Annotated in this window: 17 protein-coding genes and 1 rRNA gene; 11 read left to right on the top strand and 7 right to left on the bottom strand. The window is 36.2% G+C overall.

The genetic code is table 11. The annotated features are described in order from the left end of the window. The first annotated feature begins 224 nt into the window (after positions 1-224). From ACFFHF_RS12830 to ACFFHF_RS12820, 3 genes are all read left to right on the top strand, one after another. Positions 225-545, top strand: coding sequence for a hypothetical protein (locus ACFFHF_RS12830; protein WP_160548940.1), 321 nt, complete (start codon positions 225-227; stop codon positions 543-545). A gap of 142 nt (positions 546-687) precedes the next feature. Then, positions 688-1,029 carry a pyrroline-5-carboxylate reductase family protein gene (locus ACFFHF_RS12825; RefSeq protein WP_160548939.1) on the top strand — a complete coding sequence of 114 codons (342 nt, stop codon included), beginning with the start codon at positions 688-690 and terminating at the stop codon, positions 1,027-1,029. 98 nt (positions 1,030-1,127) lie between these two features. Further along, positions 1,128-3,041, top strand: a complete 1,914-nt coding sequence (locus ACFFHF_RS12820) for an ATP-binding protein (protein ID WP_377058311.1) — start codon at positions 1,128-1,130, stop codon at positions 3,039-3,041. Between the two features lie 199 nt (positions 3,042-3,240). Here the strand turns inward: ACFFHF_RS12820 and ACFFHF_RS12815 are convergent, their stop codons facing one another. Continuing rightward, positions 3,241-4,155, bottom strand: coding sequence for an RluA family pseudouridine synthase (locus ACFFHF_RS12815; protein ID WP_160548937.1), 915 nt, complete (start codon positions 4,153-4,155; stop codon positions 3,241-3,243). Between the two features lie 129 nt (positions 4,156-4,284). On the opposite strand from ACFFHF_RS12815, the gene ACFFHF_RS12810 reads away from it, so the two are divergent. Continuing rightward, complete coding sequence (locus tag ACFFHF_RS12810) at positions 4,285-4,677, top strand: DUF5365 family protein (protein WP_340902739.1); 393 nt, start codon at positions 4,285-4,287, stop codon at positions 4,675-4,677. Between the two features lie 35 nt (positions 4,678-4,712). Here ACFFHF_RS12810 and ACFFHF_RS12805 read toward each other — a convergent pair whose 3' ends face one another. From ACFFHF_RS12805 to ACFFHF_RS12795, 3 genes are all read right to left on the bottom strand, one after another. Beyond that, positions 4,713-5,183 (bottom strand): thioredoxin family protein, encoded by a 471-nt coding sequence (locus ACFFHF_RS12805; protein WP_160549728.1) that lies wholly within the window; start codon positions 5,181-5,183, stop codon positions 4,713-4,715. A 3-nt stretch (positions 5,184-5,186) separates the two neighbouring features. Further along, a complete protein-coding gene (locus ACFFHF_RS12800) occupies positions 5,187-5,618 on the bottom strand; it encodes a disulfide oxidoreductase (protein WP_160549727.1) in 432 nt (143 codons plus the stop codon). Between the two features lie 64 nt (positions 5,619-5,682). Next, on the bottom strand, positions 5,683-6,294 hold the full coding sequence (locus tag ACFFHF_RS12795) for a TetR/AcrR family transcriptional regulator (protein ID WP_160549726.1): 612 nt from the start codon (positions 6,292-6,294) through the stop codon (positions 5,683-5,685). Positions 6,295-6,501: 207 nt separating this feature from the next. On the opposite strand from ACFFHF_RS12795, the gene ACFFHF_RS12790 reads away from it, so the two are divergent. After that, on the top strand, positions 6,502-8,235 hold the full coding sequence (locus ACFFHF_RS12790) for a phospho-sugar mutase (RefSeq protein WP_377058310.1): 1,734 nt from the start codon (positions 6,502-6,504) through the stop codon (positions 8,233-8,235). Between the two features lie 53 nt (positions 8,236-8,288). Here the strand turns inward: ACFFHF_RS12790 and ACFFHF_RS12785 are convergent, their stop codons facing one another. After that, entirely contained in the window at positions 8,289-8,546 is a 258-nt protein-coding gene (locus ACFFHF_RS12785) for a YhdB family protein (protein WP_377058309.1), read from the bottom strand. A gap of 171 nt (positions 8,547-8,717) precedes the next feature. Here ACFFHF_RS12785 and ACFFHF_RS12780 point away from each other — a divergent pair, with 171 nt between their 5' ends. From ACFFHF_RS12780 to ACFFHF_RS12770, 3 genes are all read left to right on the top strand, one after another. Further along, on the top strand, positions 8,718-9,704 hold the full coding sequence (locus tag ACFFHF_RS12780) for a M14 family zinc carboxypeptidase (RefSeq protein WP_377058308.1): 987 nt from the start codon (positions 8,718-8,720) through the stop codon (positions 9,702-9,704). A gap of 26 nt (positions 9,705-9,730) precedes the next feature. Further along, positions 9,731-10,045, top strand: a complete 315-nt coding sequence (locus ACFFHF_RS12775; RefSeq protein ID WP_377058307.1) for a DUF3889 domain-containing protein — start codon at positions 9,731-9,733, stop codon at positions 10,043-10,045. A gap of 112 nt (positions 10,046-10,157) precedes the next feature. Next, positions 10,158-11,567, top strand: a complete 1,410-nt coding sequence (locus ACFFHF_RS12770; RefSeq protein ID WP_377058306.1) for a SpoVR family protein — start codon at positions 10,158-10,160, stop codon at positions 11,565-11,567. 47 nt (positions 11,568-11,614) lie between these two features. Here the strand turns inward: ACFFHF_RS12770 and ACFFHF_RS12765 are convergent, their stop codons facing one another. Both ACFFHF_RS12765 and ACFFHF_RS12760 read right to left on the bottom strand, forming a co-directional pair. Next, entirely contained in the window at positions 11,615-13,243 is a 1,629-nt protein-coding gene (locus ACFFHF_RS12765; protein ID WP_377058305.1) for an alkaline phosphatase, read from the bottom strand. 172 nt (positions 13,244-13,415) lie between these two features. Then, a complete protein-coding gene (locus ACFFHF_RS12760) occupies positions 13,416-14,201 on the bottom strand; it encodes a C39 family peptidase (protein ID WP_377058304.1) in 786 nt (261 codons plus the stop codon). 129 nt (positions 14,202-14,330) lie between these two features. Between ACFFHF_RS12760 and ACFFHF_RS12755 the strand changes: the two genes are divergently transcribed. The 3 genes from ACFFHF_RS12755 to ACFFHF_RS12745 form a co-directional block, all read left to right on the top strand. Next, the gene (locus tag ACFFHF_RS12755; RefSeq protein ID WP_377058303.1) at positions 14,331-14,696 is read left to right on the top strand and encodes a Na-translocating system protein MpsC family protein; all 366 of its coding nucleotides are present in this window, start codon (positions 14,331-14,333) and stop codon (positions 14,694-14,696) included. Between the two features lie 347 nt (positions 14,697-15,043). Next, positions 15,044-15,820 (top strand): MeeY/MeeF family manganese export membrane protein, encoded by a 777-nt coding sequence (locus ACFFHF_RS12750; RefSeq protein ID WP_160549717.1) that lies wholly within the window; start codon positions 15,044-15,046, stop codon positions 15,818-15,820. Positions 15,821-16,147: 327 nt separating this feature from the next. Continuing rightward, positions 16,148-16,217: ribosomal RNA gene (locus tag ACFFHF_RS12745) — 16S ribosomal RNA — on the top strand; the annotation flags it as partial.

Below are 16,217 nucleotides of genomic sequence, written 5' to 3'. Positions count from 1 at the left end.
TTTGTACAGGGTAAGACCACCAATAAGAGCCACGTCATATACTCACTGTTTGTGGTATCTACATTATGGAGTGGGGAACCAATTTTCATTCCTGGGTTAAGAGCGAAAGATCATGATTGTTTTTTGTCAAAAACATTTGAAAAAATAGTGAATGAATGGAAATATTTCACCCTATTACCACTACATTTTCTATAATAATAGTGGACCAATAGGAGGGATTATTTATGAATATCACAACGATAATCGAACTGAATAACCAAGAAGTTGAACAGATGGCAGGAGCTAAGATGATGTTTGTGCAAGAGCAAATTACTGAACAGATTATTCATACTTGCGTGGATTGCTTTACTGTAGAAGGGTCAGAGGAGAAGATTGAGCCGGAACAAGCAATGGAAAAGGTTTTTGAGCAATTAAAGGGTAATGGTGTGATACCTTCAGGTGTAACAGAATTCTCCTTTGAAATGCCCGCTTGTGGTACGATCAAAAAAAATAATCAAGTTATTGCAGAAATCCCACAAAATGTTGTCCTAACATTTACGATATAAATAATAGAGGAAAAACCACCATCCTGACCAGTAACGTTAGGATGGTTTTTTCGATACAGAAAATTCGACATTATTCTTAGTGGTCAAAGTGAAAGTAACGTATAATAGCAAGAGGAAACATAGATAAAAAGAGGTGAGTTTAGTGGGTATTCATATTGGATTTATTGGTTGTGGGAAGATGGGACAAGCAATATTAACAGGACTACTTAGCAAAAGGAATATAGACAAAAGTCTTCTTCGGGTAAGTGCGAAGACTGAAACTACCTTAAGTAAAGTAAAAGAGATCTTTGGTGTTCAAACAACTACCAACAATAGAGATATTGGAAAATGGGCTGATATTTTAGTGATAGCTGTGAAACCGAATTTACATAAAGAGATTATCGAGGAAATTAGAACAGAGATTTCCCCTAATACGATAGTGGTTACCATTGCCGCAGGTATTACATTACAATTCTTAGAGCAATCATTTGGAATGCCCTCGTAAATGAAAGCAAAATTAAAATTGAAAATCGTAATGAATTAACAAACAAATTAACAAACACTCTTGAAAAGCAAAAGCTTCTTGATAGCATCGTGTTACAGATGTCGCGAATTATCAAGGCAGATCGAGGGTTAATCATTTTGCTTGAGGACCAAGCGTATAGTTCCTATGGAATTTCCTCAACCGGTGTAGAACAATTTAAAAAGAACATATACAATGGCTTGAACAGCATCCTTATTGTACATCAGCAACCCTATACGATAAAGAGGGAGATAGTAGAATCTGAGAAGGGGTACCATGAGGGGAAATTGTACTCTTATGATTTATACTTGCCTGTGATCTCCTCGAATGATGTGGTAACAGCCATTATGGTTTTTAGCAGGTTTGGACATGCGTTTAGAGAATCTGAAATTGAAGAATTACAGTCTATCACTAAGCAAATGAGCAATTCCTTAGAGAAGGTTTATATTCATGAATTGACTGAAACAGAACGCCTAAGGAATCAGTCGATTTTAAATACCACTCATGAGGGGATTCAGCTTATCGATCAGAGCGGAGTGGTTCTATTAGTAAATAAAGCCCTTTGCGAAATGTTTGAATGTATTGCGGATGGAAGAGATTTAGTAGGACTTGACCTTCAAGATTGGACATCCTTTATGCAAAAAGATATGGAAGAGAAGGATGAGTTTTTGCAGTTTGTCCAATCGGCAATAGAAACGAACCATTTAAATAACTCTAACTCATTTATTTATAAGCGATTAGATAAGCATCAAGTGATTAAGGTATATAGTGAGGCGCTATTTCAGGAAGATATTCGAATTGGTACCATCCTTGTTCACCGAGACATTACAAAAGAATTCGAAGTGGATCAAATGAAGTCTGAGTTTGTGAGTACAGTTAGTCATGAGTTGCGAACTCCTTTAGCAAGTATTTTAGGATTTACAGAGCTTATGTTACATCGTGAGTTAAAGCCAGACCGAAGATTAAAGTATTTAACCACGGTTTACAATGAGGCAAAGCGACTTACCGCATTAATTAATGATTTCCTTGATGTTCAACGTATGGAGGCAGGGAAACATACGTATGAGAAAAAATATTTTGAATTATTGCCAGTTGTTGAGTCAGTGTCAAATACATTAAGAGCTACAACAACGATACATGAAATAACCGTCACCTCAACCGCTGAAAATGATTGGATCTTAGGAGATCGAGAGAAGATTGAGCAAGTACTTACCAATCTAGTGGGAAATTCGATTAAATACTCTCCTAATGGAGGAAATATTATACTTAATCTATTTGAAACTAATGGAATATTAAGGTTGGATATTACAGATGAAGGTTTGGGTATTCCTGAAAATGTAGGGGACTCTATCTTTACAAAGTTTTATCGTGTGGACAATTCAGACCGAAGAAAAATTGGCGGGACAGGACTAGGTCTTGCCATTGTAAAGGAAATAATGAATGCGCATGAAGGCGATGTAACTTTTACATCTAAATATGGAAACGGAAGTACCTTCACTATTTCTTTCCCGATAGTTAAAAGAGAGGTAACCAGCAGTACTGACAAAGTGGGTGTACAAGCTTCCAATTACAAAGTGTTTGTAATTGAGGATGACGAAAGCTTGCTAGATCTAATTTCACAAGAGTTACTTGATAACAGATTCACCGTTACTCAATTTACAAATGGTGACCATGCAATGGATGCTTTAATGGAAGAGGTCCCAGATGCAGTAATTCTTGATATCACTTTAGATAAAGGGAATGTTGATGGCTGGGATATTATGCGGTTTATGAAAGAGAAAAAGGAATTAAAGCAAATCCCAGTCATAATCTCTAGCGCGCTTGATGAGAGAGACAAAGGTTTAGCGAACGGAGCCGAGGAATACTTTGTTAAACCATATAAAACAAGTCAGTTATCTAAAATTGTCATGCAATTATTACTAAAGATTGGAAAAGAAGGACAAGTGATTGTACCTCTTGTAGAAGAACAAGGTATTGAAAAACCATCAGAATAATCTTTTTCGTGCGAAAGGACTAGGGCAATGCTCTAGTCCTTTTTTACATTATTCTCTCTAAAATTAGGCTTGCTCATTTGTTTTGGACAAAAACGTTTCGGGAAAGGAAAGATTACAAAGAAAATATCGGCGTGGTTGCCGTTAATATAAAGGGAGCGTCTACCGAATGGTAGGCGCTTCTATGGTTGTTTAAATAAAATCACACATCAATGATATCAGGAAATATGGATGGGTTATCAACAAACGGTGCCTTACATACAATATTTTCTTCGGTAAATGGGTGAGTAAACTCAACCTTAAAAGCATGCAGCGCTTGTCTTTTCAGCTTAACACGACTTCCATAAAGGGAATCACCCATAAGAGGGTGACCAATAGAGCTTAAATGTACTCGAATTTGATGTGTTCTTCCTGTATCAAGTTGGCAGCTTATTAAAGTTGTATTATTTTTTGCACTGTAAGCATGTACTTTATAGTGTGTAACAGCCGATTGACCAGTAGAAGAAACTCTTCTTCTTGTTGGATGATGCCGATCTCTTCCAATCGGTTTTGAAATGGATCCTCCGCTTGTTTTCATTTTCCCTTCTACTAAAGCGACGTATGTTCTTTTAATCTTTCTTTCCTCAAGAAGTCGATCTAGAATAGCCCCACACATTCGATGCTTGGCAAAAATTACAGCACCCGTTGTATCCCGATCAAGACGATGGATATGCTTGATATAATGAAGTTCTCCTTTTGAATGAAGGTGAAACGCTACGCCATTTAAGAGACTAAAATAGTCTTTCTCTGAATTTGGATGTGTATCCATTCCAGCGGGTTTATTAGCTATGAGGAGGTGATCATCTTCAAATAGGATGTCAATCTCCATATAAGTAGGTTGGACTATTGATGGCTCGGGAAGAAAGAATGGAATAGATAAGGTATCACCTGAATGAAAATGAGATGTCCAGTTTGCCTCTTGCCCATTGACTAACACACTTTTTTCCATTCTCAATTCATGAACTAGTTTTTTAGGGGCCTTCCAATAATCTTTAAATAAGCTTTCTATTGTGTATTTCTCCCAATCTTTTTGAATATAAATATGGAACTGTTGTCCAACTGTTTTTGTTTGTAACATTGTGCTCTCCGTTCTTAACTTATCATTTTAATCGTGGTGATAATTACCACCATAGAGACAGGTTTTTTTATGGTATTCTTAATTTATATTTTACATTAGAACTAAAGGATATTTAAAGGTGGGTTAAAAGTGAAGATTGTTTTTGCGTCGACACCAGACCAAGAAGAGAAAATTAATGAACTTGTAAAAAGGTTTTATCGAGATATTTTTCCTATGTATTTCTCTGATAAAGACATAAAAAAATTCGAGGCTCAAAATGTTTTGAGTAATGAGACGGCACAGCTTGATGGGACATTAAAGGAAGCGTATCATGTGATTGCTTCACTTCAAACATTGCTTTCGATTCTAGAATCAAGCATCTTAACATACGATCACCAAGCTTTGTATGAAAAAAATGTTGAAACCTTACATGAGTATGGATATAATTTCCCGTTTTCTTATGATGAATTTATCTATGCAAAAGAAAATAAAACAAGCTTTTTCAGCACCTACACCCAGGCTGCTAATCAATTATTAATTTAAAAGCCGACTACATACATAGTCGGCTTTTTTTAATCTTATTTTGTATTTTCGTTAAACCAGCTCTCAAAATCAGGTTCTTCGTGGTAACCTACGATTCTTGCTACTTCTTTCCCATCCTTGTATTGAATAATTGTAGGTGTTTCTTGAATTCCGTAATCATCCCAACCTTGCTCAAATTCAAGAAGATTGTATTGAACAAGATTAATATCCATCTCTTCAGATAATGGGGCAACTATTGGAGTTGTGCGCTGACAGTGTGGACAAGTCGGACTGTAAAAATAAACGGTCATGTCATCTCCATTATCTAACTGAGTTTGAAGATCTTTTGGAAGAATGAGGTTTTGATAATTAGGATCCTCTAATTGAGCAACGGTTTCAGGGTGAAGCGTATCTTTGTTGTAAATATTGTCATCACTTACTTTTTCTTCATTTTGCATTTTTGTAACAATAGCTAATGCACCAAACAATAAGACGATAATACCAATAAAGATAAGAACTTTTTTCATAAATTATTTTTCCTCCTTCGTTTGCTTCCATACTAGAAAGCTACAAACAAACACAATAATAAATGCAATTAGAGCAAGAAAAGGGATGGAAATGAATCCAAGCCAATTAATATATTGCCCTGTACAAGGAATACGCCCACATGCTGGTGCTGTATCTGCTAAAAAGGCAACCTTTTGCAGTCCATAATGGTAAAGCGAGATCATCCCACCAACTGCCGAAAGAATCATCGTATAAAAGGCGATACCATAATCCTTTTTTACAGTGGCTATACCTAATAACACAACAAATGGGTACATAACGATTCGTTGATACCAGCAAAGTTCGCAAGGCTCGTACTGGCGTATCTCTGAAAAATATAAACTCCCAAACATGGCTATCAGTGCCGCAGCGAAAGCAAGGAAAAGCAAGTTTTCGCGCTTGTCATTTTTTTTCATACTATATTCTCCTTAAACGTAATGACCGTGAATTTATTATAAATAGATTGTACAAAAATGTATATCACTCTACACTTATGTCTTCTTTTTTTCCGACAATTCCATAAAAAAAGAAATGAATGAATTCAGTTAAAAATTGATCCTTATTTGAGTTTGATTGGAAGATATCTGAATGCTTTTGAATAGCATCTGTCATTGCTTGGAGGATGAAAAAAATTGTATTCATTGATAAGCTGCTTGATATATCACCGCTTTTTCGCCCTTCTTCAATAAATGTAACAATGAGCGGCATAGATTTTTCATTTGCAAATTCCTGAAATAAATTCGCGATTTGACTATTCTCTGAAATGATGGCTTCAATAAATTCCGGACTGAGTTCATTTGTGGATGAGATCTTTAATTCAATCAATTTTATTAGCTTGTCTTGAAAAGAAAGGTCACAATAAATTAATTGTTGAAAGGAGTCAATTTGCCTCTCTAGATAATCCTTTAGGACATCATAGACTAGCTCGTCCTTACTTCCAAAATAATTATAGATCGTCACTTGAGAAACATTCGCTTTTTTGGCGATTTCATGAATGTTTACCTTTTGAATTCCGTACTTTGTGAATAAAGAAAAAGCTGCCTTCCGAATCTGTTCCATTTTTTGAAGCCTTCTTCGTTCAAACCCGTTCATATCTTCACCTCTTTCCAATTTTAAAAAAAATAATGAAATAATACAAATGTAACATTTTAAAATTTGGAGAGATGTGTATTTTTTACAAAAAACATATATAATGAAAATGGTTTCTTAAGTTGTCACAAAAACTAACGACAAAAAAGAGGGAAACGCACACTCTGGCTTGAATAATAAAGTTAGAAAACACTTTCAGGAGGAGACGTAATGAGCTGGAAAGAAAAAGTACATACTTGGAATCAATTTGATAAGCTCCCAGAAGAGTTAAAGGGGCAACTACAAAAGCTATCCGATGTAGAATTAGAGGATGCTTTTTATAAAAATTTAGAGTTTGGTACAGGTGGTATGCGTGGAGAAATTGGTGTTGGTACGAATCGTATGAACATCTTCACGGTTAGAAAGGCATCAGCTGGCCTTGCAACATATATAGAAGAATTTGGTCAAGAAGCAAAGGATAGAGGTGTGGTCATTGCATATGATTCTCGCCATAAATCAAGTGAATTTGCAATGGAGGCAGCAAAGACTTTAGCTACGAAGGGAATTCAAGCATATGTGTTTGATGAGCTTCGTCCAACTCCAGAATTATCTTTTGCAGTTAGACACCTAAATGCTTTCTCTGGAATTGTGATTACAGCAAGTCATAATCCCCCAGAATATAATGGTTATAAGGTGTATGGCCCAGACGGTGGACAGCTTCCTTTAGAAGGGGCAGATAAGGTAATTGAAAAAGTTGATGCTATTTCAAATGAGTTAACTATAGAGGTTCGTGACGAACAGGAATTAAAAGAGCAAGGGTTAATTAAGATGATTGGGGCAGATGTTGATCAAGCGTATTTAGAGAAGCTTGTAACGATATCTGAGAATCCTACATTAGCTAAAGAAACGGACTTACAAGTAGTTTTTACACCTTTGCATGGGACAGCTAATAAACCGGTACGTTCTGGTCTTAAGGCGCTTGGTTACGAAAATGTGACGATTGTAAAGGAACAGGAATTGCCTGATCCACAGTTCTCTACTGTGAAAAGTCCAAATCCAGAAGAACATGCTGCATTTGAATTGGCAATAAAAGCTGGAAAAAAGGTAAACGCTGATTTATTGATCGCAACGGACCCTGATGCAGACCGTCTTGGAATTGCTGTTAAAAATGAAACAGGGGAGTATGAAATCCTTACAGGAAATCAAACAGGTGCCTTACTACTCCATTACTTACTAGAAAATAAAACGGCAAAGGGAACATTACAAGAAAATGCATTGGTTTTAAAGACCATTGTTACATCTGAATTGGGTGCAACTATTGCTGCTTCTTATGGTGTACCAACGATTGATGTCTTAACAGGATTTAAGTTTATTGCAGAAAAAATTAATGAGTTCGATTCTACAAATGAACATAGCTTCTTGTTTGGATATGAAGAGAGCTACGGGTATTTAATTGGAGATTTTGCAAGGGACAAGGATGCAATCCAGGCTTCTCTTTTAGCAACTGAAGTGTGTGCGTATTATAAAAAGCAAGGCAAGTCTTTATATGAGGCATTATTAATGATTTTTGATAAGTTTGGTTATTACCAAGAAGGCTTACGTTCATTAACGTTAAAAGGGAAATCAGGTGCAGAAACAATTAATAAAACACTTGAATCTTTCCGTGCAGAACCACTTGAAGAACTCATTGGTCTGAAAGTAACTAAAACAGAGGATTACTTAACAAGTACAAGATATGAGGGAGGATCAGAAGAATCAATCGATCTTCCTGCTTCAAACGTGTTAAAGTACTTCTTTGAAGATGGATCATGGGTTTGCTTACGCCCATCAGGGACGGAGCCGAAAATTAAGTTCTATTTTGGTGTAAAGGGCTCAAGCTTAACTGGAAGCAAAGAAAAACTAAAGTCGATTGAAGATGCATTTATGCAAGCGGTAGAAAATAAAATGAATTCACTAACTAAATAAATCATAAAAAACACGGTCTTATGGACCGTGTTTTTTTGGTGGAATTCCAGTAGTTACCCCATGGTTATCACTGTATCAAGCAAGCCGTCATTTGCTTCAACAAGATCGTTTGCATGGTCGATGTAACGAAGTAAAGAATATAAATGTTTCTCAATTACTTGGTAATCCTTTTCAAAATTGTACGCATGAAGGAAATGCTCAATTTTTTTGGCTAAAAAATGGTCCTTCGTTCGTACCATCAATATTAATAAGTTATCCCATTCAGAGCGATGCGTATAGTACAAAGCTCGATCATAATCAACTTGATTCATTTTCTCTCTCCTCCTCTTAAGGAGTTGAGTATAGTGTATGATTTACTGTCAAAATCAATCGCAGAAAATCTTGTCACTATTGATATATCAAGGTTTTCATCTTTTTCCTGAATAGGTTTAGGTCATTCAAGACACATTAAAGATGGAAATTTTATTTTAGGAATGGATGAAATGAAAATATCGATATTTCTTATTTGCTTTTTATTGTATTGCCCCTCTGCATTTGCAACTATTGTTCATTCAGATCGAATCTACACATATGAACAAATGCAATTGGATATTCAAAAATTGCAGGAAACTTATGAGGGAGAACTGGAAGTGAAAGTAATTGGGCAATCTTATTATGGCAAAGATATTCCAGCCATTAAAATAGGAAAAGGAAAGAAAAACGTCGTACTCATTGGTGCTCATCATGGTAGAGAGTGGCTAACCACCTCTCTTTTAATGGTTATGCTTGAAAATTATGTTAGAGCTTTAACCTCCGGTGCTAAAGTAGGTCCATTTGATTCTACCATGCTAAATGATGTGTCCATCTGGTTTGTTCCGATGCTTAATCCGGACGGGGTTACCATTCAGCAGCAGGATATTCCACTATTCTTTGTTGATCAGCTTTACTTAATGAATGAAGGAAATGCTAATTTTTCGCGTTGGAAGGCAAATGGGATAGGAATTGATTTAAATCGACAATATCCAGCAGGTTGGAAAGAGTTAAAGGGACCACGTATATCTTCTTACCAGTTTTATAAAGGAAAAAGACCATTAGAGGCATTGGAAACTCAAGCTTTAACTACCTTTATTGATCAAATCCAACCTTCCATTGGCGTAGCCTATCATTCAACTGGTCAGGAGATATACTGGAAGTATAAAAATGGGAAGTATAAACAGAGGGATTATTCAATTGCCGAAGAAATTGCTCAATTAACCGGATATAAATTAGGAAAGCCTCCAAAAAAGGCAACTGGTGGAGGATTTACTGATTGGTTTATCACCATGTACCATCGGCCAGCGTTAACAATAGAAATATGTCCACCAATGGTCGATCGTGCCCCGCCTTTGACTAGTTTCCCAGAGGTATGGAAAAGGAATCGATATGTTGGCATGAAATTGGTGAATAAGGTCATTGAATTACATAAAAGTGAAGGGCAAATGGAAAAATAAAAACGACAAACAAGGAGGGAAAAGATTTGAAAAAGATACTAATTACAATAATGACTCTATTATGCGTTTTTGGTTCACTTTCTTCTACACATGCTGAGCAGCCAGGACTAGACTATAAAAAGTTTGGGAAAATCGCAACAGCAATTGTAACTGAAGACTATCCTGGACAGCAGGTGGTGGAATATAAGTATGTGGGAAGAGAGAAATTAGCTGAAAATAAGGTAGTGGATTCCTTTCAGTATGAAGTAATGGTCAATGGCCAGAAAAAGATTGTTACAGTCAAGATTACACATGACAATAGTGTAGGAAAAGAATTGACGATTGCATTAGAAGAGAAATAAGGAAAAGCAGAGCTCTAAAAACAATAGAGTTCTGCTTTTTTCTATTTCTTGGTACATCATTCTCTCTCTCGTTTCATACATTGTGATAAGAGCAAAAAGGGGGAGAAAGCTAATGCGTGAACAAGAACAGAAGGAATTACAGTATGCCATTGAAGAGATAACGGAGATAGCGGTTGGCTTTGGACTCGATTTTTATCCAATGCGTTATGAAATTTGTCCGTCTGAAATTATTTATACCTTTGGAGCATATGGCATGCCAACAAGATTTTCCCATTGGAGCTTCGGGAAACAGTTTCATAAAATGAAGCTTCATTATGATCTTGGATTGTCTAAAATTTATGAACTTGTTATTAATTCTGACCCTTGTTATGCATTTTTACTGGATTCCAATTCTCTAATTCAAAACAAGTTAATTGTTGCCCATGTTTTAGCGCACTGTGACTTTTTTAAAAATAATGTTCGATTTCAAAATACAAAAAGAGACATGGTAGAAAGCATGGCCGCAACCGCTGAGAGAATCCGAAAGTATGAGATATTATATGGTAAACATGAGGTTGAAACGTTTCTAGATGCGGTTCTAGCCATTGAAGAGCATATTGACCCCTCATTGATGAGACCAAAACTTGCTTGGAGTACGGAGGATGTGGAATACGAAGAAGTTGCTGCGATAAGTCCTTATGATGATTTGTGGGATTTAGATGAAAAGGATAAGAAGAAGCCAGAACCTGTAAAAAGAAAAAAGAAATTCCCTCCACAGCCTGAAAAAGATCTATTATTATTTATTGAAAGTTACAGTCGCGAATTATCAGACTGGCAACGTGATATTTTAACAATGATGCGCGAGGAAATGCTATATTTCTGGCCACAGTTAGAAACAAAGATTATGAACGAAGGCTGGGCGTCGTTTTGGCATCAAAGAATTCTCCGTGAAATGGATTTAACGAGCGCCGAAGCATTGGAGTTTGCCAAACTAAATGCTGGTGTAGTTCAACCTTCTCGAACAGGAATAAACCCCTATTACCTTGGGTTAAAGATTTTTGAAGATATTGAAGAAAGATATAATAATCCGACCGAGGAAATGAAGCGTCGAGGAGTCCAACCTGGATCTGGGCGAGAGAAGATGTTTGAGGTACGTGAAATCGAATCAGATATATCCTTCCTACGCAACTATTTAACGAAAGATCTTGTTATGCGCGAGGATATGTATTTGTTCCAAAAGCAAGGGAAAGATTATAAGATTGTTGATAAAGCATGGGAAAATGTTCGAGATCAATTAGTGAGTATGAGGGTGAATGGTGGCTTCCCTTACTTAACGGTAACGGATGGCGATTATCTGAAAAACGGTGAGCTTTATATCAAGCATGGATATGAAGGAATTGAACTTGATATTAAGTATTTGGAAAAAGTGATGCCGTATATTCATCAGTTATGGGGAAGAAGCATTCATATGGAAACAGTTATTGAAGGGAAAAATATGCTTTATACGTATGACGGTAAAAGTATACACAGAAAGTATTTATAGAGTGAAGTAACCCCATTCAGAGGATCGAATGGGGTTTTCTTCATGAATTAACTTCCTTTTTTTACAGTTTGAATGGCTTCTTTAGAAACATAGAATTTACCGTTTGATTGAACAGTAACACTTCTAAGATCCTTTTCTTTTCCATTAATGATTACGATGTCTTTATTTACAGGGAATTCTGCAGTTGTTTTACCTTGTTTCACAACTAATACTGGGTTTTCTTTGTTAGTTGTATCAATGCTAATAGATGCTCCTTTGAAAGCTTCTTCTGCATCCATAAATAGCTGGCTGTCTAATTTCTTTAAGTCAAATCCCATAGCACTTGCTACAGAATGTGCAATGTCTGTATTTTCAACAAAGCCAACGGGCTTTCCTGGTCCATAAGAATACATAAACAAATCTTCACCGGTATGTCCACCTGTTGTAAATCCAATGTTTGCACGAGTAGCCAGGAGTTGAACAAGTGTTTTGCTTAAATTACTAGATTCCTTAATGGCTTTTGTTTCTTCTGCAGAAGGGCTGACAATTCCATAAAGTGCAGCTACTTCTAAAGCATTTGATTTATCTGCTTTTAATTGACTTAATGCACCTTCAAGAGTCATTTTAGCTGGCTTTAACGGATCGATATAGGCTGAAACAGGCATATATGAGTAAGAACCGCTTGTATTTTGATTTCCAATGGAAATACCACTATTTCCATGGTCAGATACGGCAATAACCATAGTGTTTTTATCTTTTTTTGCAAATTCAAGAGCTTCTTTTACGGCATCGTCAAATGCAAGGGTATCACTGATTATACCAATTGTATCATTTGCATGAGCAGCCCAGTCAGGTTTACTACCTTCAACAAATAAAAAGAATCCATCCTTATCTTTAGAAAGAGTATCTATTCCTTTCTTTGTCATTTCAGCTAGAGTAGGTTCTTCCGGTTTAGTTTGTGAACGGTCCATGTCATAGGCCATTGCTGAAGGAGCAAATGAACCCCATAGTTTTTTTGATTTAGAATTTAATAGTTCCTCACGTGTTTCTACAAAGTCATAACCTCTGTTCTCAATTGTATCAAGTAAGTTCTCTCCATCCTTACGATTCGCAGGAAGAAGTGAGTTTTTGCCTCCACCTAGAACGACATCTATGTCTTGGTAAACTTGCTGTTCAGCGATATTGTCATAATTGCTTCTATTTTCTGCATGAGATGAGAATGCTGCAGGAGTTGCATGTTGAATTTCAGAAGTAGAAACGATTCCAGTTGCTTTTCCGCTAATTTTAGCACCTTCTAATACGTTAGCAACCGGCTTGTAAGGGTTATCGGCTAGAGATTGGTCAACTCCAGGGGTTGTAACCTTTTCTGGTAAGACCCCAACAAATTTATCATTTGACTTATTCCCAGTTGCCAATGCTGTACCAGCAGGAGCTGAATCAGTGATAGCTGAATCTGCTGAGTAAGTACGAACACCACCTGTTAAAATATCGTCCATTGCAAGCGGCTCACCTTTATACCATCTAGCAAGTGTAGTTGTACTTGAACTTACCCCATCCATGACCAAAACAATCACGTTTTTCGCTTTTTCAGGATCTTTTTTCGCTTCCACCTTGTTGTTACCTGTTGTGAAACTAAGAGAGCTAAGTGTAAGGCTGCTTGCTAGTGTAACTCCGATTATCTTCTTGTTTACTTTCATGATTATTCCTCCATTTATTTAAAATGATGAATTTCTAACTCTACTTTTGGAGTATACATTTGTAGTTTTAATAGAGTGTTAATTAAATGTAAATCTATTCTCAGAAATGTAAAAATAGTGGAAAATTCCGATTGATTAAACAAAAAACCTCAAATACAATTTGTATTTGAGGTTATAATACGACAATCGCTTGACTTCCCATTTGTTCCCAAGCTAGAATAAATGTCTCTCGATCTAGTTGTTGATTTTTTTCTCCATAAGGATTATTTATATAAATAGATTCATTATCATAGCCTGTTATGACAACACTATGCATTTTATATGTGATAGTAACTTCTCCTTGTGGTGTTTCCCACGTCTCAAATTCGTCAACAGGAGAAAAAGTAGAGGTGGTAATAATCCATACAGGATGACCTTGAGCTACTTGTTTTAATAAATCATCAAATGGTTGATTTGTTAAGTCAATGACTTGATCGGAATAATTTGTTGCCAGATCATAGATGGGACCATGATATACTCCGAGTCCTGGCCCGTCTTCCATATTACCAACAAATCCAATATTAGGATTGCTATATTCACCACTATTATATTGGAGTGGTGTTCGGACCACTTCTTCGGCTAATTGATTTTTGGTTATATCAAGACCGTTATATTGTAAAATCATTGCTAAGCTTGTTACTTCACAACCATTGTATAATTTAGGGCTGTCCATCTGGTTTAATAATGGAACATCAAGCAGGATCTCTGTGATTTCTTGATCTTCTTCTACAACTTCCTCTGCAACAATAGTTCCTGTGGAAGCCGTCTCTTCAGTAAAAGAAGTGTTAGATGTAGTTTGAACAGCTGCTGCTGTTGTTTCCTTGTTTGTGGTAGATTCAGCCAGTTCATCATTCGTGAGGAACATTGTTGCTGCAAATAAGGTGGTAGATAATATAAGTGCAGGGATTTTAAAGCTCATGGAAACCTTCCTTCTTCATAAAGTAATAGATTTTATAATGATAGAATCAAAGTATGAACAAACTATTACGAGGTTAGGAAGAATTGAGGAAAGTTTAAGGAACAATTATAATGTGGTAAGAGGTGATTTATGAAGAAAACAAAGGGTTCAATTGAGGCAGAAATAAGTAAAGCGATTACTCAATGGGAAAAGGACTACCTAGGGAGAGGTTCAATATCTGTAAAGGCAGATATTCTAAGAGATATGATCATTGTATCTTTAAAAGGAATTCTAACTCCTGCTGAGTACTCAGTGTGTGAAACAAAAGACGGAATGCTATCGGTAAAACGTACGCGAGCTGATTTAGTTGAGTCTGGTACAGGTGAATTAAAACAGCTAATTTCTAATATAACAGGTCAAAGTGTTCTTAATTTTTATACCGATATTAGTACCAGGACTGGAGAAAGAATGATGATCTTCCGGTTACGGGCTGATCTCGAAAAGGAGTTTATTTAAACAACAAGTATTTTATCATTGACGATTAATCGAAAACATCATATGATAATGATAAGAATATAATAAGTATTCCTTTAAAGGGGAGTAGCTTTTACAGCAAAGTCGTCATTTCAGAGGCACAGGCTCTCGGCTTTGTTGGCAACGATACTAGTTGTTAGCAAGACCTTTACCTATCAATGGTAAAGGTCTTTTTTGCGTCTCAAACCTTTACCGAAAAATAGAAACGTGGGAAGGGGGAGAGTGTATGAAACAATAAATGGTCATTTTATATTTTACCTATAGAGATATATACAGAATGTTAAAAGAATGCAGGGTGGAGAGTTCTCAATTGAAAGGGGAAACAAAAATTGGATCTTAGTTTATTATTAGAATATGGTTGGGTATTGTTAGTTCTTATTGCATTAGAGGGATTACTTGCAGCAGATAATGCCCTAGTATTAGCTATTATGGTAAAGCATTTACCTGAAGAAGAAAGAAAAAGGGCACTATTTTATGGTTTAGCAGGTGCATTTGTTTTTAGATTTGCTTCCTTATTTATTATTTCGTTCTTAGTGGATGTATGGCAAGTTCAGGCTATAGGTGCGATATATCTATTATTTATTGCCCTTAATCATATAGCGAGGAAACTTTTTAAGAAAAAACTTGAAGAGAAGTCAAGTCACATAGAAAAGAAAGAAAAGAATTCGGGTTTCTGGACAACGGTTATAAAAGTTGAGTTAGCAGATATAGCATTTGCAGTAGATTCAATTTTAGCAGCAGTTGCTTTAGCCGTAGCTTTACCAGATACTCCACTTCCTCCTATCGGTGGATTGGATGGAGGTAAGTTCTTGGTTATCTTCGCTGGTGGATTAATTGGGTTAATTATCATGCGTTTTGCGGCAAACTACTTTGTAACACTTCTTGCCAAACGCCCTGGATTAGAAATCGCGGCTTTTGCTATTGTAGGTTGGGTAGGGGTGAAACTTGCAGTATACACATTATCACACCCTTCATTATCCATACTTCCTAGCGCATTTGCAAAATCACCTGAGTGGAAATTTTCTTTCTATATAATATTAGTTCTGATTGCATTAGCTGGCTGGTTTTTCTCAAAAGAAGTGAAGGAAGTAGAAAATGCAGCTTAATTTAATGAGCGTTCATTAGAAAATTCTAATGAACGCTTTTTTCGACAAAAAATGATAAATATCTATTGACGATAAAAAGGACGGGTGGTATTATAAAAACCTGCTTGCGAAACAACATAATTTAAAAGTTGATACACAAACTTTTTTAAAAAGTTGTTGACGAGATAAGTAGAAAATGTTATTCTAATATAGTTGCTTCCGAGCGACAAAGTAAGAAATGAATTGATTTTGTTCTTTGAAAACTAAACAAATCATACGTCAACAAAATTAATTAGTGTTGAAAAATACACTAGCCAACGTTTTAACTTTAAGAGCTAATCTTACTCTTTATTGGAGAGTTTGATCCTGGCTCAGGACGAACGCTGGCGGCGTGCCTAATACATGCAAGTCGAGCGGA

The organism is Robertmurraya beringensis, from assembly GCF_042433785.1.
GTDB classification, from domain to species: Bacteria; Bacillota; Bacilli; order Bacillales; family Cytobacillaceae; genus Robertmurraya_A; species Robertmurraya_A beringensis.
This window is presented reverse-complemented; position numbering and strand designations above follow the sequence as displayed.